The sequence below is a fragment of the Erythrobacter westpacificensis genome (assembly GCF_039542285.1).
Taxonomy (GTDB): domain Bacteria; phylum Pseudomonadota; class Alphaproteobacteria; order Sphingomonadales; family Sphingomonadaceae; genus Alteraurantiacibacter; species Alteraurantiacibacter westpacificensis.
This window is the reverse complement of sequence record NZ_BAABHV010000010.1, coordinates 91,020-110,159: the sequence shown is the minus strand read 5'-3', so window position 1 is coordinate 110,159 and position 19,140 is coordinate 91,020. Positions and strand designations below refer to the sequence as shown.

General features: G+C 65.3%; 19 protein-coding genes. 9 read left to right on the top strand and 10 right to left on the bottom strand.

Features of this window, described 5'->3' with window-relative positions; translation table 11 throughout:
* The first annotated feature begins 30 nt into the window (after positions 1-30).
* On the top strand, positions 31-732 hold the full coding sequence (locus ABFX23_RS08505; protein WP_346032670.1) for an NAD-dependent deacylase: 702 nt from the start codon (positions 31-33) through the stop codon (positions 730-732).
* Positions 733-766: 34 nt separating this feature from the next.
* Here the strand turns inward: ABFX23_RS08505 and ABFX23_RS08500 are convergent, their stop codons facing one another.
* From ABFX23_RS08500 to mutM, 5 genes are all read right to left on the bottom strand, one after another.
* On the bottom strand, positions 767-1,231 hold the full coding sequence (locus tag ABFX23_RS08500; protein ID WP_346032669.1) for a hypothetical protein: 465 nt from the start codon (positions 1,229-1,231) through the stop codon (positions 767-769).
* Between the two features lie 146 nt (positions 1,232-1,377).
* A complete protein-coding gene (locus ABFX23_RS08495) occupies positions 1,378-2,163 on the bottom strand; it encodes a HesA/MoeB/ThiF family protein (RefSeq protein WP_346032668.1) in 786 nt (261 codons plus the stop codon).
* A gap of 265 nt (positions 2,164-2,428) precedes the next feature.
* Positions 2,429-3,832, bottom strand: a complete 1,404-nt coding sequence (gene dnaA / locus ABFX23_RS08490) for a chromosomal replication initiator protein DnaA (protein ID WP_346032667.1) — start codon at positions 3,830-3,832, stop codon at positions 2,429-2,431.
* A 535-nt stretch (positions 3,833-4,367) separates the two neighbouring features.
* Positions 4,368-4,628, bottom strand: a complete 261-nt coding sequence (gene rpsT / locus ABFX23_RS08485; protein WP_346032666.1) for a 30S ribosomal protein S20 — start codon at positions 4,626-4,628, stop codon at positions 4,368-4,370.
* 125 nt (positions 4,629-4,753) lie between these two features.
* A complete protein-coding gene (gene mutM / locus ABFX23_RS08480; protein ID WP_346032665.1) occupies positions 4,754-5,569 on the bottom strand; it encodes a bifunctional DNA-formamidopyrimidine glycosylase/DNA-(apurinic or apyrimidinic site) lyase in 816 nt (271 codons plus the stop codon).
* Positions 5,570-5,625: 56 nt separating this feature from the next.
* Between mutM and ABFX23_RS08475 the strand changes: the two genes are divergently transcribed.
* The 5 genes from ABFX23_RS08475 to dut all read left to right on the top strand — a co-directional run bounded on the left by ABFX23_RS08475 (position 5,626) and on the right by dut (position 11,361).
* A complete protein-coding gene (locus tag ABFX23_RS08475; protein WP_346032664.1) occupies positions 5,626-6,369 on the top strand; it encodes a class I SAM-dependent methyltransferase in 744 nt (247 codons plus the stop codon).
* A 4-nt stretch (positions 6,370-6,373) separates the two neighbouring features.
* Entirely contained in the window at positions 6,374-7,942 is a 1,569-nt protein-coding gene (gene ubiB / locus ABFX23_RS08470; RefSeq protein WP_346032663.1) for a 2-polyprenylphenol 6-hydroxylase, read from the top strand.
* Positions 7,943-8,003: 61 nt separating this feature from the next.
* Entirely contained in the window at positions 8,004-9,116 is a 1,113-nt protein-coding gene (locus tag ABFX23_RS08465; protein ID WP_346032662.1) for a hypothetical protein, read from the top strand.
* 75 nt (positions 9,117-9,191) lie between these two features.
* Positions 9,192-10,910, top strand: coding sequence for a bifunctional phosphopantothenoylcysteine decarboxylase/phosphopantothenate synthase (locus ABFX23_RS08460; protein ID WP_346032661.1), 1,719 nt, complete (start codon positions 9,192-9,194; stop codon positions 10,908-10,910).
* Entirely contained in the window at positions 10,903-11,361 is a 459-nt protein-coding gene (dut, locus tag ABFX23_RS08455) for a dUTP diphosphatase (RefSeq protein WP_346032660.1), read from the top strand. Before ABFX23_RS08460 ends, dut begins: the two co-directional genes overlap by 8 nt.
* A gap of 7 nt (positions 11,362-11,368) precedes the next feature.
* Here the strand turns inward: dut and ABFX23_RS08450 are convergent, their stop codons facing one another.
* From ABFX23_RS08450 to secB, 5 genes are all read right to left on the bottom strand, one after another.
* Entirely contained in the window at positions 11,369-12,244 is an 876-nt protein-coding gene (locus tag ABFX23_RS08450; protein WP_346032659.1) for a hypothetical protein, read from the bottom strand.
* A gap of 179 nt (positions 12,245-12,423) precedes the next feature.
* A complete protein-coding gene (locus tag ABFX23_RS08445) occupies positions 12,424-13,149 on the bottom strand; it encodes a DUF4136 domain-containing protein (RefSeq protein WP_346032658.1) in 726 nt (241 codons plus the stop codon).
* A 169-nt stretch (positions 13,150-13,318) separates the two neighbouring features.
* Complete coding sequence (trpS, locus tag ABFX23_RS08440) at positions 13,319-14,335, bottom strand: tryptophan--tRNA ligase (protein ID WP_346032657.1); 1,017 nt, start codon at positions 14,333-14,335, stop codon at positions 13,319-13,321.
* Between the two features lie 5 nt (positions 14,336-14,340).
* Complete coding sequence (gene murJ / locus ABFX23_RS08435; RefSeq protein ID WP_346032656.1) at positions 14,341-15,912, bottom strand: murein biosynthesis integral membrane protein MurJ; 1,572 nt, start codon at positions 15,910-15,912, stop codon at positions 14,341-14,343.
* A gap of 28 nt (positions 15,913-15,940) precedes the next feature.
* Entirely contained in the window at positions 15,941-16,483 is a 543-nt protein-coding gene (secB, locus tag ABFX23_RS08430) for a protein-export chaperone SecB (protein WP_346032655.1), read from the bottom strand.
* Positions 16,484-16,716: 233 nt separating this feature from the next.
* On the opposite strand from secB, the gene ABFX23_RS08425 reads away from it, so the two are divergent.
* The 3 genes from ABFX23_RS08425 to ABFX23_RS08415 are packed head-to-tail and all read left to right on the top strand — an operon-like array spanning position 16,717 to position 19,132.
* Positions 16,717-17,379, top strand: coding sequence for a Tim44/TimA family putative adaptor protein (locus tag ABFX23_RS08425; RefSeq protein WP_346032654.1), 663 nt, complete (start codon positions 16,717-16,719; stop codon positions 17,377-17,379).
* Between the two features lie 14 nt (positions 17,380-17,393).
* Positions 17,394-18,572 carry a murein transglycosylase A gene (mltA, locus tag ABFX23_RS08420; RefSeq protein ID WP_346032653.1) on the top strand — a complete coding sequence of 393 codons (1,179 nt, stop codon included), beginning with the start codon at positions 17,394-17,396 and terminating at the stop codon, positions 18,570-18,572.
* Positions 18,569-19,132 carry a Smr/MutS family protein gene (locus ABFX23_RS08415; protein ID WP_346032652.1) on the top strand — a complete coding sequence of 188 codons (564 nt, stop codon included), beginning with the start codon at positions 18,569-18,571 and terminating at the stop codon, positions 19,130-19,132. Before mltA ends, ABFX23_RS08415 begins: the two co-directional genes overlap by 4 nt.
* Positions 19,133-19,140 lie beyond the last annotated feature (8 nt).

Below are 19,140 nucleotides of genomic sequence, written 5' to 3'. Positions count from 1 at the left end.
CTCCTGTCGTTTGTGTGCTTCATGCGCGGGATGAGAGCCTTCCGCAACATCGTGATCCTGACAGGCGCAGGAATCTCGGCCGAAAGCGGCCTCAGGACATTCCGCGCCGAGGACGGCCTGTGGGAGGATCACCCAGTCGAAGAGGTGGCAACGCCCGAGGGCTTTGCCCGCGATCCGGCCCTGGTGCAGCGCTTCTACGACGAGCGGCGCGCGCAGATCCGCGCAGCCTCTCCCAACCCCGCGCACGAGGCGCTGGGCCGGCTGGACCGCGAGTTTGCAGGCCAGCTGCTGATCGTCACCCAGAACATCGACGATCTGCACGAACGCGGCGGGGCGCGGCGCGTGCTGCACATGCACGGCGAGGGCCTTTCCGCATGGTGCCGCGCCTGCGATGCGCGACATCGCTGGGAAGGCACACTGGGCGATGGCCCTGCCTGCCCGGCCTGCGGCGAAGCAGCCATGCGGCCCGATATCGTGTGGTTCGGAGAGATGCCCTACGAGATGGACCGGATTTTCGATGCGCTGGCATCGGCGGACCTGTTCGTCTCCATCGGCACGAGCGGCGCGGTCTATCCCGCCGCCGGTTTCGTGCAGCAGGCCAGCGCGAACGGCGCGCGCACGCTGGAACTGAACCTGGAGGAAAGCCTCGGCAGCCGCAATTTCGACGAAACCCGGCTGGGCGCTGCAAGCGAACTGGTGCCCGCGTGGGTGGACGAGGTGCTGCGAGACTGAAACCGCCGAGCCCGAAGGCCCGGCGGCGCCGTCATCAGTCCATGTTGATCATGATTTCGCGCGTCAGGTACACCCCCTGAAGCTCGCGGATCTCGTTGTAGACGTTGAGCACGGTCTGGTTCGAGCTTTCCATGTTTGCCTCGCCCCAGGCTTCCATGAACGCGTCGTAGCGCTCGCGCGAGGGTTGCAGGTTCTCGCCGGGGAACTCGATCACCAGCAGCAGGTGGAAGTCGCCGCTGCCCGGCGCCATGTTGGCATAGATGCCGTAATCGATGACGTGGCCCATCTGCTTGGCCACCTCGTTGCTGGCCACCCAGGTTTGCCGCAGACCTTCGAGATAGGTGTCCATCTGGCCCGGATCGACTCGCACCGTGGTCAATTCCACTACCGAATCGGAATATTCGTAGTCTTCGTATTCGCGAAGTTGCGCCGAAGCGGGCGCCGAAACGGTCGTCAGCGCGAGTGCAGCGGCAATGCCGCCAAGCATCAGTTTTTTCATGGTATTCCCCTGTACGAGAGCACGCGCGCCACCATGACGCGCATGACCATCAGGGCGAGCGACCCATACGACCCACTGTATTGATCGCCCTTCGGTATGGTTAATGTTCGCCTATCGCGGCGGAGAGTCAAATCGGGGCCGGCGGATCAGCCGGTTGCGCAACCGCTGCACGCCGGGTCCTTGGCGATGGCCAGCGTCCGCATTCCGGGCTTCAGACCGTCCATCAGGTGCAGGCTGCCATATTGGGGATCACCCATTCCGCCGCTGCCGCTCACCAGCAGGCGGATTGCCTGCATCGCCGCAAAAGTGCCGACCCAGCCAACCATCGCGCCCAGCACGCCGTCCTCGGCGCAGGTGTCGCAATCCTCGGCATCGAAGGCATCGCCGACGAAGCAGCGGTAACACGGCTGGTCCGCCCGATGCCCGGCAAAGGCGCCGACCTGCCCCTGGAACCGGCCCACGGCAGCGGAGAGCAGGGGAATCCCTGCCGTGACGCTGGCGTCGGACACGGCGAGGCGGGTGGCGAAATTGTCGGTGCCGTCCAGCACCAGGTCAGCGCCTTCCACCAGCGCGCCGACATTGTCCGGCGTTATGCGCCGGTCGTGGATCGTGACGGAAAGCTTCTCGTCGAAATTGGCGAGCCAACGCCGTGCCGAGACTGCCTTGCCGTGGCCGATATCGCGGGTGGTGTAGATCGTCTGGCGCTGGAGGTTACTGGCGGAAACCTTGTCGTCGTCGATCAGGGTCAGTTGCCCGATACCGGCCCCTGCCAGGTATTGCAGCGCGGGCGCGCCGATCCCGCCCAGGCCCACCAGCACGACATGGGCGCGCGAGAGCGCCGCCTGCCCCGCGCCGCCGATCTCCGGCAACACGATGTGGCGGGCGAAGCGGTCAAGCCGGTCTTCGGAGAGGGGGTGGGGATGGTCGGACATATGCGCAGCCCTGTTGGACTCTTTTTGCTTGGGCCTCAAGCGCCGGCGTTCGCGTCCGCTCACTTGGCTTCCGCCCTACCGGGCGGCGCGCAATTCGCGCGCTGTCGGTCGCTGATGGCGACCGAGACTTGCGCCAGCCTTCAGGATTGCGCGGAAAACGGTCGGCGATCAGCCGACCGCAGGGGCGAACGCCCGCCCGCAGCGGGCGCAGCTATGCTGCGCGTCTAGCGAGGACGCTCCGGCGGAGGCCGGAGCGAAAAACAATCTAGCTTTCGAGCTGCCGCAGCAAGCTGCGAACGTCGCCGTCCATGTCGGCGTCGCGCTGGCGCAGGTCCTCGATCAGGCGCACGGCGTGGATCACGGTGGAGTGGTCGCGGCCACCGAACTTGCGGCCGATTTCCGGATAGCTGCGCGGAGTCAGCACCTTGGCGAGGTACATGGCCACCTGGCGCGGACGCACCACGGCGCGGGCGCGGCGCTTGGACGACATTTCCGCGCGGTCGATGCGGTAGAACTGGCAGACCGTGCGCTGGATCTCGTCGATGGTGATTCGGCGGCGGTTGGCCGAGAGGATATCGGTGAGCTGTTCCTCGGCGAGTTGCAGGCTGACTTCCTGCCCGGTCATCTGCGCGTAGGCGATCAGCTTGTTCAGGCCACCCACCAGCTCACGCACGTTGCGCGACACGGTGCGGGCGAGGAAGTCGATCACGTCGCCGGGCACTTCGAGCGGGGCGAACTTGGTCAGCTTCGATTCGAGGATCGCGCGGCGCAGCTCGATATCGGCGGGCTGGATGTCGGCAACAAGGCCCATCGACAGGCGCGAGAGGAGGCGCGGCTCCACCCCGTCAAGCGCCTGCGGCGCGCGGTCGGCGGCGAAGACCAGTCGCTTGCCTTCGGCCAGCAGCGCGTCGATCGTATAGAGCAGTTCTTCCTGCGCCGATGCCTTGCCGATGATGAACTGGATATCGTCCACCAGCAGCAGGTCGAAACCGCGCAGGCGCGCCTTGAACTCGATCATCTCGTTCGATTTCAGCGCCTGCACGAATTCCACCATGAAACGCTCTGCCGAGCAGTAGAAGATGCGCGCCCGCGGGTGCGTCTGCAGGTAGGCGTGGCCGATGGCGTGCAGCAGGTGCGTCTTGCCCTGGCCGGTGGCGGCTTTCAGGTAGAGCGGGCTGAACTGCGGCTTTTCCGCCTTGGCCATGCGCTCCGCCGCGTTCTTCGCCAGCACGTTTGTGCTGCCGGTGACGAAGGATGCGAAGGTCTGCGACGGGTCGAGGCCGACGCTGGCGGTAAAGCCGTCGTCGCCGATCGATTGCATCGCCAGGCTGGCATCGTTGGCGGCGCGGTGGCCGAAACCGTCGTGGCCACGCAGGTCGAGGTCGGCGATCTTGCGGCGACCGGGATGCACCTTGATGGAAATGTGGCGCACGTCGCTGCTGGCGATCTTCCACGCGAGCGACAGGCGATCGTGATAGCGGTCCTCCACCCAGTCGGCGGAGAACTGCGTCGGCAGGAACAGGTCCAGCGTACCGGTCTCGTGGTTCAGCTTGCCCAGCTGGATCGGCTTGATCCACTGGGTGAAGAGCTGGTGTCCGAGATCCTTTCGCAGCCCCTGGCTGATGTCAGCCCAGTCCGCCGCGAGATCGATCGCTTCCTGCTCTTCCATATTCTCTTCTGCACCCTCGTTTTTCGCTGCGTTTCCACGCCCGCTGTGCGGTCCCATCCGGATCATCTTTTTACCAACCCCAAAAAAGAACGAATGCCGGCCTGCCCGACGTCGCGTGAATGCTACCAAACAGAAGGCAAAGAACCCCCGTCCGGCGAACGCATGCTGCGCCCACCGGTGCCCCCGTTGATAACTCGTTTGTTGATGGCTGCGACGGCATGCGTCGCGGCCGGAAGACTGTTATGAAGGACTGCTTGGGAACCTCAAGACTGCCCGCCCAAATAATTACAAAAAATGGTCATTGACAGGCCGCAAGTCCGCAGACTTCCATTCATCTACCTGAAAAATAACGATAGTTTTGTGACAGTCTCGCGAATCGCGAGATTCCCTACACTTAGCTGCAGGACCTCCCGGCTTCTTTTGCACATGCGAAAGGGGCCGGCGGATTGACCGCCGACCCCTTTCGAAATCTGTTCCGATTTCGTTCTGCCGAAAGCGTTTCGCTCGGGACGAATCGAGTCGCCCCGGAAGCGAATCAGAGAGCCGAAACGCGCTTGCTCAGGCGGCTCATCTTGCGAGCAGCGGTGTTCTTGTGCAGCACACCCTTGGAAACGCCCTTGGCGATTTCCGGCTGCGCAACCTTCAGCGCTTCCTGTGCAGCAGCCTTGTCGCCTTCGGTGACGGCCGTTTCGACCTTCTTGATGAAGCCACGGATGCGGCTCTTGCGGGCACCGTTGATTTCGGCGCGCTTGTTGTTGCGACGGATGCGCTTCTTGGCTTGCAGCGTGTTGGCCATGTCTGTCCTTGTTTCGAGCAGCGGCGCCGCCCGTCTGATCCTGTTCTACGTAAAGCTGAGTCGGTGGTAGACCCACCGGAAAGCGGCGCAACTAGTGTGTCCGAGCCGAAAGGTCAAGGATTCTCCTACTTCTGACATGCAGGACAGAACCAGGTGCTTCGGCCGCCTTGTGTTATGCGCCTGATATGGGCCTCTCCGCAGGAAAGGCAAGGCTCGCCCTCACGCCCGTAGACGAGGAAACGCGTGGCAAAGTAGCCGAGTTCGCCCGACGGCGCGGCATAGTCTCGCAAGGTGGAGCCGCCGTCGCGAATCGATTGCTCCAGCACCTGCTTGATGGCGGGCACCAGTTTCTCCAGCGCGGGGCGATAGACGCGCCCGCCTGCCTTGCGCGGATGGATGCCTGCGCGGTGCAGCGCCTCGCACACGTATATGTTGCCAAGGCCCGCCACCACGTGCTGGTCCAGCAGCAGCAGCTTTATCGCCTGCTTGCGCCCCCTGATCGCGGCGCGCAGGTGATCGACCGTCAGATCGTCGCCCAGCGGTTCCGGCCCCATGGCGGCGAAGGCGGGCCAGCTATCCAGCGCCGCCGTCTCCACCAGGTCGACGTAGCCGAAGCGGCGGGGGTCGTTGAGCGCGAAGCGGTGGTCCGCCGTTTCCAGCAAGAGGTGATCGTGCCGGTCCGGTTCCTCCGGGTCGATTCGCCAGCGCCCGCTCATGCCGAGATGGAAGATCATCGTCTGTTCGCGGTCGGTATCGATAAGGCCGTATTTGGCCCGCCTGCCCAGCGAGAGGACGCGCGCCCCCGTCAGCGACTGGCCAAGACCGGCGGGGAAGGGGAAGCGCATGTCGGGCCGCCCCAGCGTCACGCGTTCTATCCGCGCGCCATCGAGAAAGCGCGCCAGGCCGCGCACGGTTGTCTCTACCTCGGGAAGTTCCGGCATGGCCTGACCCTTTAACACCCTTTGCGCCGCGGGCAATTGCCCCTAAGTGCAGCGGCATGAGCGAGCCAACACCCGACACCGTTTCCTTCGGCTACGAAGATGTCGCCCCGGAAGAGAAGACCCAGCGCGTGGGCGCGGTCTTCTCCAATGTCGCGCGCAAGTACGACATCATGAACGATGCCATGTCGGGCGGGATGCACCGGCTGTGGAAGGACCAGTTCGTGCGCCGCGTGAAGCCGCAGCCGGGCGAGGCGATACTCGACATGGCAGGCGGCACCGGCGACATCGCGTTCCGCATGGCGAACAAGGGCGCCGAAGTGGTGGTGGCCGACATCAACCAGGACATGCTCGACGTCGGCATCGAACGCGCGATGGAACGCGGGATAGATGGCCTGTCGTGGTCCTGCCAGAATGCCGAGCAGCTGAGCTATCCGGACAAGCAGTTCGATGCCTACACCATCGTCTTCGGCATCCGGAACGTGACGCACATCGACAAGGCGCTGGCAGAGGCGCACCGCGTGCTGAAATACGGCGGGCGGTTCTACTGCATGGAATTCAGCACCACCGAATGGCCGGGCTTCAAGGAAGTCTACGATCTCTATTCGCACAAGCTGATGCCCAAGATCGGCAAGGCCATTGCGGGCGACGAGGAAAGCTATCGCTACCTCGCCGAATCGATCCGCCGCTTTCCCAAGCCGCCCGAGTTCGAGGCGATGATCCGCCGGGCAGGCTTCGTGCGCACGCGGGTGGAGAAGATCCTCGGCGGCGCGGTGAACATCCATTCGGGCTGGAAAGCCTGACGCGGTGACGCGCCCCTCGACGCATATCTGGCGGCTCCTCAAATGGGGCCGCATCCTCGCGCGGCACGGCGCGCTGCGCGGGATCGAGCGTGATCCCAACACGCCCGCGCCAGTCATGCGCCTGTGCCGCATCGCCCGGTTCGGCACGATCCAGCCCGCCGAGCCCGACTACGCCGGCGCGTTCCGCGAGATCGGCCCTGCGGCAATCAAGCTGGGGCAGACGCTGGCCACTCGCCCTGACCTTGTGGGCGACGAGGCGGCGAAGAACCTTCTCAGCCTGCAGGACAGCCTGCCGCCCGTGCCCTTCGCCGCGATCCGCAAGCAGATCGAGGACAGTTTCGAGCGGCCGCTGGAAGACATATTTCTCGAGGTCGATCCCGAGCCCGTAGGCGCTGCCTCCATCGCGCAGGTTCACAAGGGCGTCACCACCGACGGGCGCACCGTCGCCATCAAGGTGCTGCGCCCCGGTATCCGCGAGAAGTTCGAGCAGGACATTGCCACCTACGAATGGGCGGCCGCCCATCTCGAGGCAATGGGTGGCGAGGCCAAGCGCCTGCGCCCGCGCCTGACCATCGCCAACTTCAAGCGGTGGAGCAATTCGGAGCTGGATTTCCGGCGCGAGGCGGCCTCGGCCTCCGAACTCGCCGACGAAATGCGCGGCGTTCACGGCTACGAAATTCCCGCCATCGACTGGGATCGCACCAATGGCCGAGTGCTTACGATCGAATGGGTCGACGGGGTCAAGATCAGCCGTACGCAGGACCTGATCGAAGCCGGGCACGACCTGCCCGATCTCGCGCGCAGGCTGGTGCTCGCCTTCCTGACGCAGGCGATCAGCGGGGGATTCTTCCACGCCGACATGCACCAGGGCAACCTGTTCGTGAAAGCCGACGGCACCATCGTCGCCATCGATTTCGGCATCATGGGGCGGATAGACCGCCGCGCGCGGCAATGGCTGGCCGAAATCCTCTACGGCCTCATCACCGGCAACTACAAGCGCGTGGCCGAAATCCACTTCGAGGCGCAGTACGTGCCGAGCTATCACTCGGTGGACGAATTCGCGACCGCGCTGCGCGCCGTGGGCGAACCCATGCGCGGCAAGCCGGTGAGCGAGCTTTCGGTGGGCCAGATGCTCGACGGGCTGTTCGCCATCACCCGCGATTTCGACATGCAGACGCAGCCGCACCTGCTACTGCTGCAAAAGACCATGGTGATGGTGGAAGGCATTGCCACCCAGCTCCATCCGCAGATCAACATGTGGGACGTTTCCGCCCCCTATGTGCGCAGCTGGATACGCGACGAGCTTGGCCCCGAAGCCGCCATCGCCGATCGTATTCGTAACGATTTCGAGACGCTGCTGCGCCTGCCCGATCTCGTGCGCCGGATAGAGGATCGCTACCCGGCCAAGGGCGGCGCGCCCGAACCGCCGCCGCTGCCCGAGGTCGAACTGCTGTGGGAACGCCGCCGTCGCCGGGCCGAGGCCGGGCAGCGCGGCTGGTTGGGCTATATCGTGGCGGCCGCTCTCGGTGGCGCGGCGACATGGGGTGTGATCGCGGCGGGTCTGATCGCCTAAGCCTTGGGGAAATTCTCCCGGTGCAGTTGAGCGCCGGGCATTCCCGGTCCAGACACACGGCATGACCAATCCGCTCATCTGGTGGGATAGCCTCGGCCGCCCGCTGGCGCGCCTGCCGCGCTGGGGCGCGATTGCGCTGCTCGCCCTGCTGGCCGCGCTGATGGCGTGGAGCGCGGTGGCGGTAGCGCCGGTGGACGAAGCCGAAAGCGCGCGAGTGGAAGCGAGCGCCGCCGACGAGGTGCCCGCCCCCTCAAAGGGCGATCTCGCACTCTACGCCCGCATTTCGCAGCGCGTGACGGCGGGCGAACCCTATTACGGCGTGGCGATGGAAGAGCAGCGGGCGGGCAATTACCCCACGCGCCCCTTCGTCACCGTGCGCCTGCCGACGCTGGCGTGGCTGCACCGCTCCATCGGCGTGGACGGCGTAAGGATGCTGGGCGCGGTGCTGCTGCTCGGCTGCGTGCTGATGCTGCACCAGAAGCTGCCGGGCACCATGCCGATGGCGGAGCGGATCGGCGCGCTGGTGCTGCTCGCCGTTGGCGGCGCGGCGCTGGCGGTGCCGCAGGCGGGGCTGATCCATGAATTGCTGGCAGGGCTTCTGCTGACGCTGGCTTTCGCCATGTATTCGCCGCAGCGGTGGTGGCCCAGCCTGCTGGCGGCGGCCCTGGCCGTTGCCGTGCGCGAGCTGGCCGTGGCCTTCGTGCTGCTGTGGCTGGCCTTTGCCGTGTTCGAGCGGCGCTGGCGCGAAGTGGCCGCGCTGGTCGGCCTGCTGCTGCTGTTCGCCGTCATGATGGGCCTGCACTATCACTACGTCGAAATGCGCCGCGCTTTGGGCGATCCGGCATCGCAGGGGTGGGACGTGATGGCGGGGCTGGCCCTGCCGCTGATGGCGCTCTCCCGCCTCACGCCGCTGCTGGTGCTGCCCACCGCGCTGGCCGCGCCGCTCGCAATCCTGCCATTTGTCGGCTGGCTTGGGCTGGGCGGGCGCATGGGCCTCTTCGCCGCGCTGTGGTTTGCCGGTTTCTTCACCGCGATGGCGCTGTTCGCGCGCCCGGAGAATTTTTACTGGGTGCAACTCACCCTGCCCGCCTATGTCGCGGGCCTCGCCTTCGCGCCGCGCGCGCTTGGCGAACTTTTGGGAAAAGCTTGTCGCGCAAAGGAAAGGCAACCTTAACCAAGATTTGCGAAAGGGCGTGCTTGGACTATTAGCGGGCCTTGAGAACCGATGCTTGAGCAGCGGATTGATGTTTTGGAACAGGAGGGACAGTCGACCAGTCCTAGAATCCTGCTTGTGGTGGGCGGCGGCATCGCTGCCTACAAGTCGTGCGAACTCGTCCGCCTGATTGCCAAGGGCGGGGGCGAGACGAACTGCGTCCTGACGAACGGTGGCGCGCAATTCGTCACGCCCATGGCGCTTGCCGCGCTGTCTGGCAATCAGGTCCACACCTCGCTGTGGGATCTGAAGAACGAGGCCGAGATCGGCCACATCCAGCTTTCGCGCGAGGCGGACCTCGTCGTCGTCTGCCCCGCAACGGCGGATCTGATGGCCAAGATGAACGCCGGCATTGCCGACGATCTGGCCACCACGTTGATCCTTGCCACCGACAAGCCCGTGCTTACCGTGCCCGCGATGAACGTGAAGATGTGGGAGCATCCCGCAACACAGCGAAACATCGAGATGCTGCGCGAGAGCGGCGTGCGCGTGATGACGCCGGACGAGGGCGCGATGGCCTGCGGCGAATTCGGCCCCGGTCGTCTGCCCGAACCCGAAATGGTGTGGCTGGAAATCGCCGACATGCTGGGCCTCGACCCCGGCATCGTGGGACAGGACATAGAGGATTACCTGCGCGCCGTGGAAGCGGGCGCGGAAGAGGAAGACTACGAGGACGACAGCGATTTCGGCAGCGACAAGCCGGGCGGCCTGGCCGGGATGCTCGCCAGCATCATCCCGCGCTCCACCCCGCGCCGGATCGAGGACGACGAAGTCACCTACGACGGCGAGGAAGAAGGTTACGAGGAACTGGAAGGCGAAGTCGCCTGGGCCGGTTCCGACCTGCCGGAGGAGCCCGACTATACCGGCGCAGAGCACCTGATGGCGACCAAGGGCAAGGCCAAGGCCGCCCCGCCGACCGACCGCGAGGCGATCAATCACGAGGTGAACGCGCGCCAGGAAGCGCCGCAACCGTTCGAGGGCGAGGAAGCCGCAGCACCGGTAAATCCGCTGGAGCCGGGCCACGTGCAATCGCCCGAGCTCGACCCCATCGACACTTTCGATCCGCTGGCAGGACAGCCCGGTTTCGAGGAAGATATCGAGCACCGCCCGCTCTACGGCAAGCACGTGCTCGTCACTGCCGGGCCGACGCACGAGCCGATCGACCCTGTGCGCTATCTCGCCAACCGTTCCAGCGGCAAGCAGGGCTTTGCCATCGCCGCCGCCGCCGCGGCTGCGGGTGCGCGGGTGACGCTGGTCACCGGCCCTGTCCACCTGCGCACGCCGCTGGGCGTGGAGCGGATCGACGTGGAAAGCGCCGAGGAAATGGCGCGCGCCGTGCGCGAGGCGTTGCCGGTGGATGCCGCCATCATGGCCGCCGCCGTCGCCGACTGGCGCACGAAGGAATACAACGACATCAAGATCAAGAAGCGCGGCGCCGCGCCCCCCGCGCTGGTGCTGGCCGAGAACCCCGATATCCTCGCCAGCGTTGCCGCCAATCCCAAGCGGCCCGAACTGCTGATCGGCTTTGCCGCGGAGACAAACGATGTGATCGAGAACGCCCGCAAGAAGCGCAAGAGCAAGGGCGTCGACTGGATCGTGGCGAACGATGTTTCCGGCGATGTGATGGGCGGGGACAACAACACCGTGCACCTCGTCAAGGAAGGCAAGGTCGAGCATTGGGACCCGATGACCAAGCAGGATGTGGCAACCAAGCTCATCCATGAAGTAGCCGAGAAACTTACCGTCGATGCCTGAGCACGTTCCTGTAAAACTGAAACGCCTGCCTCACGGGCAGGGGCTGGACCTGCCCGCCTATGCCACTTCCGGTGCCGCCGGCATGGACGTGGTTTCGGCAGAGGACGTTGTCCTGCGCCCCGGCGCGCGGCATGCCGTGGCGACGGGCTTTTCGGTGGCGATTCCCGAAGGCTACGAGATCCAGGTTCGGCCCCGATCCGGCCTTGCGCTGAAGCACGGCATCACCGTGCCCAATTCACCCGGCACCATCGACAGCGACTATCGCGGCGAGCTGAAAATCATCCTCGCCAACCTGTCAGACGACAGTTTCCCCATCCAGCGCGGCGACCGCATCGCCCAGTTGGTGCTGGCCCCTGTCACGCTGGCGGAATGGGAAGAGGTGGACGACCTCGATGCCACCGCGCGCGGCGAGGGCGGCTTCGGCTCCACGGGCGGGCACGGCGCGCTCTAGGCGCGGGTCAGTCGTAGATTATCATCATGTAGGAGACGCGCAGCAGGCTGGGCACGGCCTCGCCGGTGCGGCTGCGCGCGGGCATGAACTCGCCCTCCCGGGCAAGGACACGGCACATGTCGTCGGCAACGTCCTCGCCGAAATTGGGAGCTTGCAGCGCGCAATCCGCCAACTCTCCGTCATCGTCGATAACGAGGCGTAAATTGATAATCTGGCTGCGACGATTGATGACGATTGAGGGCGGCAGGCGAAACTGGCGAATGAGGGGCAGCGGATTGGTTACGGAAGCGGGCGTCGCAACTTCAGCCGCATCGGCAATGTCGAGGCCCCAGTCATTTAGCAACTGGCCCTCGCATGTCGCCAGATCGGCGAGGGCCGATTGCATCGGACCTATTTCCAGAGTGAGCGGCTCCATCCGGGGAGTTGCGATCGTGAAGCTTGTGGCGAGCGGATCGAGCGGGATGGTAACTTCCGTTTCACGGTCGGAGGCGGACCACGTGAGGGCAAGGCTGAGGCCGCTGCGCCTGTTCGCCTGTAGCGCAATCTCGCCATCCTCGCCCCGTTTGCCGACGATCACGTGCAGGTCCTCAAGGTCTCCGGCATCGCCGAAGGCAGCGCGGCCCCGCTCCACGGCATCGTTGTTTCGAGGCAGGTCGGCGCCGCTCAGCACGATCCGGTAATTGCCCTGCGGACCGTAGGAATAGATCACGATGCGCACCGGGCTTTCGGTGTCGCCGAAATTGCGGACGAGGCCACAATATTCGCCGGTCTTCCCCCAGTCCCAGTCGTCGATCGGTGCAAGGACGCGCGATTGCGCCATGGCAGGAGGTGATATGGCGGTAAGCGCAGCGCAGACCCCGGCAAGAATCCAGAACTTCCCCATCCCGACCCCCAAGTTTCGCGCTGCGACATTACGCGCGCAAGGTCCGGAAACAAAGCAGGAAATTCGCCCGTCTTCTGCGAGACCGGACAGGCCAGCCCGGTGGCTCTTCGCGCTCGATGCAAAGAAAAAGGCGGGCACCTTGCGGTCCCGCCTTTCTCCGTTGTCCGATTGTCCGGCGCTTAACGTTCGTCGCGTACCGGCTGGTCTTCCGGCGCGATAGAGATGCGCACGGTTTCGCCCGAATTGCCGGGGAAGTCCGTGAACATCGCCTCGATCAGGTTGGGCACAAGGTACTGCAAACGATCGGAGCGCGAGGCGGCTTCGGCCTTGCCTTCGAACAGGCGCTCACCCGTTGCCGCGTCGTCGATCTTCAGGTCGATGCCGCTGGTATAGACGGTGTAGCTGTCGATATCCGGGCCGCCGAAGAACGGATCGTGCCAGCCGAAGCCCCATGCGCGGTCACGCACGTAGGCGACGCGGACATTGCCGTCGCGGTCGCGGAACGCGACAGGGCGGGCATAGCTGCGCCACGGGCTGTAGAACGGATCGCGGTAGCCGTAGCCGAAGCCGCTGGAGCGGATACGCTCGCGGCCCTGGTCGACACCGTAGTCGAAGCGCACCAGCAAGGTGGCCTCTTCGGGCGAGGCAGCCTGGACATAGCCAAGTTCCGCCATCTCGGCTTCGACGTGATCGGCGTAGAGCGCGAATTCGAGGCCGCCTGCCAGGGCAGGATCATCGGCCAGCACGTAGAAGCTCTGGCCCTGCGGTGCCGGCAGCTGGCTTTCGAAGCGCGACACGTCGGCGCGGAAAGGCGTGGCGCATGCGGCCAGACCCAGCGCGAGGGCGGGCACTACCGCCCACCTGGCCGTCTTTCGGGCACCTTTGAGGTTGAACAGGGATTTCATCATGGCGACTCTCTCAATCATCTTGGCTGCGTGCGAGGCTCCTCAGCTCCAGCGCGCAGGAATTTCTGCGATGATTGGTGCAATAGCAAGGACAGAGTGAACCGCGGTTTAACCGCGTAACACGGAAAACCCAGCAAATTCAGTGAGATTGCCCGAAAATCGGCGGGATTCAGCCGCGCACCAGCCCCAGCGCCTTGTAGGCTGCATCCAGGGTCGGCGTGCTGAATTCGCGGGCCTTGGCCGCACCGCGGGCAAGGATCGCATCCAGTTCCTCGCGGTCTTCCTTCAGCTCCACGAAGCGATCGCGGATCGGACCGAGCACCTCGACCATCTTTTCCGCCAGCGCGGGCTTGAACTGGCCGAAGCCCTGACCGCCGTGATCCGCCAGCACGGCTTCGGGCGTGGTTTCCGCCAGTGCCGCATAGATGGTGACTAGGTTCAGCGCCTCGGGCCGCTCGGCCAGTCCCTCGATCTCGCTCGGCAGCGGTTCGGGATCGGTCTTCGCCTTCTTCACCTTCTGCGCCATCGTGTCGGCATCGTCCGCCAGTTCGATGCGGCTCATTTCCGAAACGTCCGACTTGGACATCTTCTTGGAGCCATCGCGAAGGCTCATGATGCGCGCAGCCTTTGGCGGGATGAACGGCTCGGGAAGGGTGAAGACGGGACTCTCTTCGGAAGCGAAATCGTTGTTGAACTTCTGCGCGATGTCGCGGGCCAGCTCGAGGTGTTGCTTCTGGTCCTCGCCCACGGGCACGTGGGTGGCCTGGTACAGCAGCACGTCGGCAGCCTGCAGCACGGGGTAGCCGAACAGCGCGACGGACTGGCCCTCGCGGTTCTTGCCCGCCTTGTCCTTCCATTGGGTCATGCGGTTGAGCCAGCCCATGCGGGCCGTGCCCATCAGCAGCCATTGCAGTTCCGCATGGGCGGGCACTTGCGCCTGGTTGAACAGCACGCTGCGCGCAGGATCGAGCCCGCAGGCCACCAGCGCGGCGGCCATTTCCAGCGTGTTCGATTTCAGCTCCGCCGGGTCGTGCGGCATGCTGATCGCGTGCAGATCAGCGAGGAAGAACATGCACCTTGAGTCGCCGTCCATCTCGTCCTGCATCTTCACCCAGTTGCGGATTGCGCCGAGGTAGTTGCCAAGGTGCAGGTTCCCGGTGGGCTGGATTCCCGAAACGACGATCATGATACTCAGGGCTCTCTTTTCTTCGTAAGTGCAGCGATACGCTGGCGATCGATGGCGCCTACTGCGAAGGCGACGCCGAAATAGACGATGGCCGAGCACAGCACGAGCGCAAGCAGTGCGCCCAGTCGTGCCAGCAGGCCGGCGTCGAACCAGCCGGTTAGCAGGTCACGGGCGAACCACAAGGCAGCGCCCATGGCGGCGGCGGCGACAAGCTGGCGCGCGATGCGGCCCACCAGCGCCAGCGGGATGGTGTAATAGTCGCGCTTCACCAGCACGGCATAGAGGAAGCCGACGTTGATCCACGCGCCGATCACGCTCGCAAAGGCCACGCCGACAACGCCGTAGCGCGTCAGGAAAGCGACATTCAGCGCCACGAACACGAACAGCGAGATGAATGCGGCATAGACCGGCGTGCGCGTGTCGGACCGGGCGTAGAAGTTCGGGACCAGCACTTTCACCAGCACATAGGCTGGCAGGCCCAGCACCAGTGCGGCGAGCACGTTGCCGGTCATGGCCGCGTCTGCTGCGTCGAAGCGTCCGCCCTGGAAGATCATCGTCACGAACGGCACCGCGCAGATCGCCAGCGCCACGGCGGCGGGGATCGTCAGCAGCATGGCGAGCTCGATCGCGTCGGACTGGATGCGGTCCGTCCCCTCGCGGTTCTTCGCCCCGACGAACTTGGAGAGGGTCGGCAGGATGGCGGTGGACAGGGCAATGCCGATGATTCCCAGCGGCAACTGGTTCAGCCGGTCGGCATAGTTCATGTAACTGACCGAGCCGCTTGCGAGCTGGTTCAGGAAGTAGAGCTGTACCAGCGTGTTGATCTGGTAGGCCCCGCCGCCGATCGCCGCGGGCAGGGCGATGATGGAGAGGCGCTTTACCTCCGGCGTGATGCGCGGCCACAGCAGCTTCGGGCGAAAACCTTCGACGCGGGTCCAGTAATAGAGCCAGGCGAGCTGGATCATGCCGCCCACCGTCACCGCCCATGCCTGCGCATAGGCGACTTCCACCAGCGTCGCGCCCAGCGTGTTCATCGCGTACTCGCCGCCCAGCAGGCTGGCGATCAGCACGAGGTTGAGGATGATCGGGAAGCTTGCGCCGGGCGCAAAGCGGCTGACCGAGTTCAGCATCCCGGTAAACAGCGTCACCAGGCTGACCAGCACGATGTAGGGGAACATGATCCGTGCGAAATCGACTTCCATCGCGAAAGTCGCCACGTCGGCGTCGCCATCGCCCAGCAGCATGATCACCAGCGGCATGGCCACCATCATCACCGCGCACAGGCCGATCAGCACCGGCAGGAACACGCTGAGCACGTCGTTCGAGAAGCTGCGCGCCTCGTCGATGCCGCCCTCGCCGTGCAGGCGCTTTGAAAACATCGGCACGAAAGCGGCCGAGAACGCGCCTTCCGCGAACAGGCGGCGGAAGACGTTGGGAATGATGAACGCCTGGAACCAGGCATCGGTCACGCCATTCGCGCCGAGCACGCGCGAGAAGATCATCTCGCGCGCCATGCCCGCCACCCGGCTCACCATCGTAAGCGAGCCGATCGTCCCGACGTTCTTGAGCAGGCTCATGTTCTGACCGCCCGCCTTATCGAGTGGCTCAGCCTTCGCCGCCCGCAGGAGCGCCCGCTGCCGGAGCGGCGCCGCCCTGGCCTTCTTCGGCGCGCTTCTGCTGCATGCGCTGGATGTAGAGGCCGTTGAAGTCGATGGGATCGAGCATCAGCGGGGCAAAACCGGCATCGCGGATGGCATCCGACACCACGCGGCGGGCGAAGGGGAACAGGATGCGCGGGGCTTCGGCATAGATGAAGGCGTGGCTCTGCGCCTCGTTCATGTTGCGCAGGCCCACCAGGCCGCAATAGGCGAGATCGATGATGTAGGCGGTGCCCTGCTCCATCTTGGCCGTGACGGTGATCTTCAGTTCCACCTCGGTCACGTCCTCGCTCGCGGCCTGCGCGCCGATGTTGAACTGCACGTCCATCTTCGGCGCATCCTGCCAGCGGTAGGCGGCGGGCGCATTGGGGTTCTCGACCGAGAGGTCCTTCACGTACTGCGAGATGATGCCGGCCACGGGTGCATTGTCGTCACCGTTCGGGGCGGCTGCGGGATCGAGGTTCTTGAGGACGTCGCCTTCGTCGGCCATGGTCTTTCGTCTTTCGATGATGCTGGGCGCGGTAAAAACCGCGCGGGACAGAAACTGCGCGCGCGCCTATCACCCCTTGCCGCCGCCCGCAATGGGATGGACGAATGGCGGCCTGCCGGCGTCAGGGTGCCTTAAGGCACGGTTGTTCATTTGATATTGGTGCCTATCTCGGCCACAATAGGTTATACAGCTTGCGACGCTTGTAGACTCCGCAAGCGGAATGGGAAAATTGCGTGATTGTAGAAATCGTCATCCTCGCCATGATTGCCGCCTTCCTCGGCATGCGCCTCTATTCGGTGCTTGGCCGGCGGGCAGAGCATGAAGAAGAGATCATCCCCACCAACCGGTTCGACCGGGGGGACGAGCAGTCGCAGCCGCGGCCCGTGCCCCAGCAGGCCAATGCCGAGAACCCGCAGGCGGAGCGCGCCCTGGCCGGGTTCCCGCCCGCGATCGAGCGTGGCCTGCGCGAAATTTCCACCGCAGACCGCAGCTTTGCCCTGCTCAGCTTCCTCGAAGGCGCACGCTCGGCCTATGAAATCGTGCTGGAAGCCTTCTGGCGCGGCGACAAGGAAGAGCTTCGCGAACTGTGCGACGACGACGTCTACGAAAGCTTCGCCGCCGTTATCGACGAGCGTGAGGAAGCCGGGATCAAGATGGACAACCGCCTGATCCGGGTTGAGGACGTGACCGTCTATTCCGCCCAGCTGGACGGCAAGATCGCCCGCGTCGCCGTGCGCTTCGTGTCCGACATCGCCAGCGTCAGCTACGACAAGGACGGCAATCTGGTGGCCGGATCGCTGGACGATGCCGTGGAAAGCCGCGACATCTGGACCTTCAGCCGCGACATTCGCAGCGATGATCCGCAGTGGCTCCTCGACGAGACCGACCAAGGCTGATAGCGGCCCGGCGCGTGACACCGACGCGCCTTCTTTCCTGCATAGCGACGCTTGCCCTGCTGGCAGGCTGTTCGCGCGTCATTCCCGAGGACGCGGGAGAACAGCTGGTGCCGGTCGCCCCCAACGCGGCGATCCTCGGCGTATCTGCCGGACCGTCGCTGTCCGGCCTGCCTGTACGCGATGTCGATGCCAGCCACGCCCTCGATGCCTTCGTCGCCAGTTGCCACGTGCCGCAGCAGCGCGAGGACGTCTCCGGCCTGACGCAATTGCAGGACTGGGCTGCGCCCTGCGATGCCGCCGCCACCTGGCCTCGCAACGACGCGCGCCGTTTCTTTGCCGAGAATTTCACGCCCGTCGTGGTGGGCGACGGACAGGGCTTCGCCACCGGCTATTTCGAGCCGCAGATCGCGGGCAGTCGCACGCGCCGCCCCGGTTTCGACGTGCCGGTCTATGGCCTGCCAGATGACCTGGAGCGATGCTGGCGCGGTGACACGCCCGAAAGCGAGCGCGAGGGACGCGCGCCGCTGTCCCGCCGCCTGCCGGACGGACGCTGCGTCGAATACTACACCCGCGCCGAGATAGAGGACGGCGCGCTGGCGGACCGGGATCTGGAAATCGGCTGGGCGGCGGAGTCGGTGGAACTCTTCTTCCTTCAGATCCAGGGCAGCGGCCAGCTCATCAGCCCGGAAGGGGAGGTGTTGCGGATCGGTTATGCCGGGCAGAACGGGCAGGCCTACACCGCCATCGGAGCCCTGATGCGGCAGCGCGGCCTGCTGGGTGACGGGCCGGGCCAATATGCAAGTTCGATGCAGGGCATCATGCAGTATATTCGCGAGAACCCGGCGGCAGGTGCGGCGCTGATGCGCGAGAACGAGAGCTGGGTGTTCTTCCGCGTGCTGGACGAAACGGGGCCCCTGGGCTCCATCGGCGTGCCGGTGACGGCGGAGAATTCCGTGGCGGTTGACCCGAACTTCGTGCCTTACGGCGCGCCCGTATTTCTCGATCTGGACCGTAACGAGGCCGACGGACTGTGGGTGGCGCAGGATACCGGCGGCGCGATCAAGGGAGCCAATCGCTTCGACACCTTCTGGGGCGCGGGCGAACGTGCGCGTGCGGTGGCCGGCGACATGAGCAGTCGCGGGCAGGCCGTGGTGCTTGTGCCCACGGCTTCTGCCCGCAGGCTGGGGCTATGAGCCGGGCACCGCGCGGCCTTTCGCCCGAGGAATCCGCGCTGTGGAACAAGGTGGCGGCAACGGTGAAGCCGCTGCATCGCAATCCGCCCCGCAAGGAAGCTGCGAAAGCGCCGCCAGAACCGCCGCGGCCCGTCGCGAAACCGAAAAAGCTGGTGCAGCGCCAACCGGCCGTGCCGCTCGCGGCTCCGAAACCGACCCCTGCGCCGATCCCGTCGCCCGGCCTCGATTCGCACTGGGAGCGTCGCTTGGGCCGGGCGGACATGCACCCCGATTTCACGCTCGACCTGCATGGCCACAACCTCGACCAGGCCTATCACCGGCTCGATAGCGGGCTGACGCAGGCCAAGGCCATGGGCGCGCGTCTGGTGCTGGTGGTGACGGGCAAGCCGCGGCAGGTCGCCGCGGCCGACCGGGGGGAGAAGCGCGGGGCGATCCGCGCGAAGATCCTCGACTGGCTGGCATCCGGGGCTCACGCATCCGATATTGCCGCCATAAGGAACGCGCACCGCCGCCACGGGGGCGAGGGTGCGCTGTACCTCGTGCTGCGGCGACGAAGATAAGGTTCGCC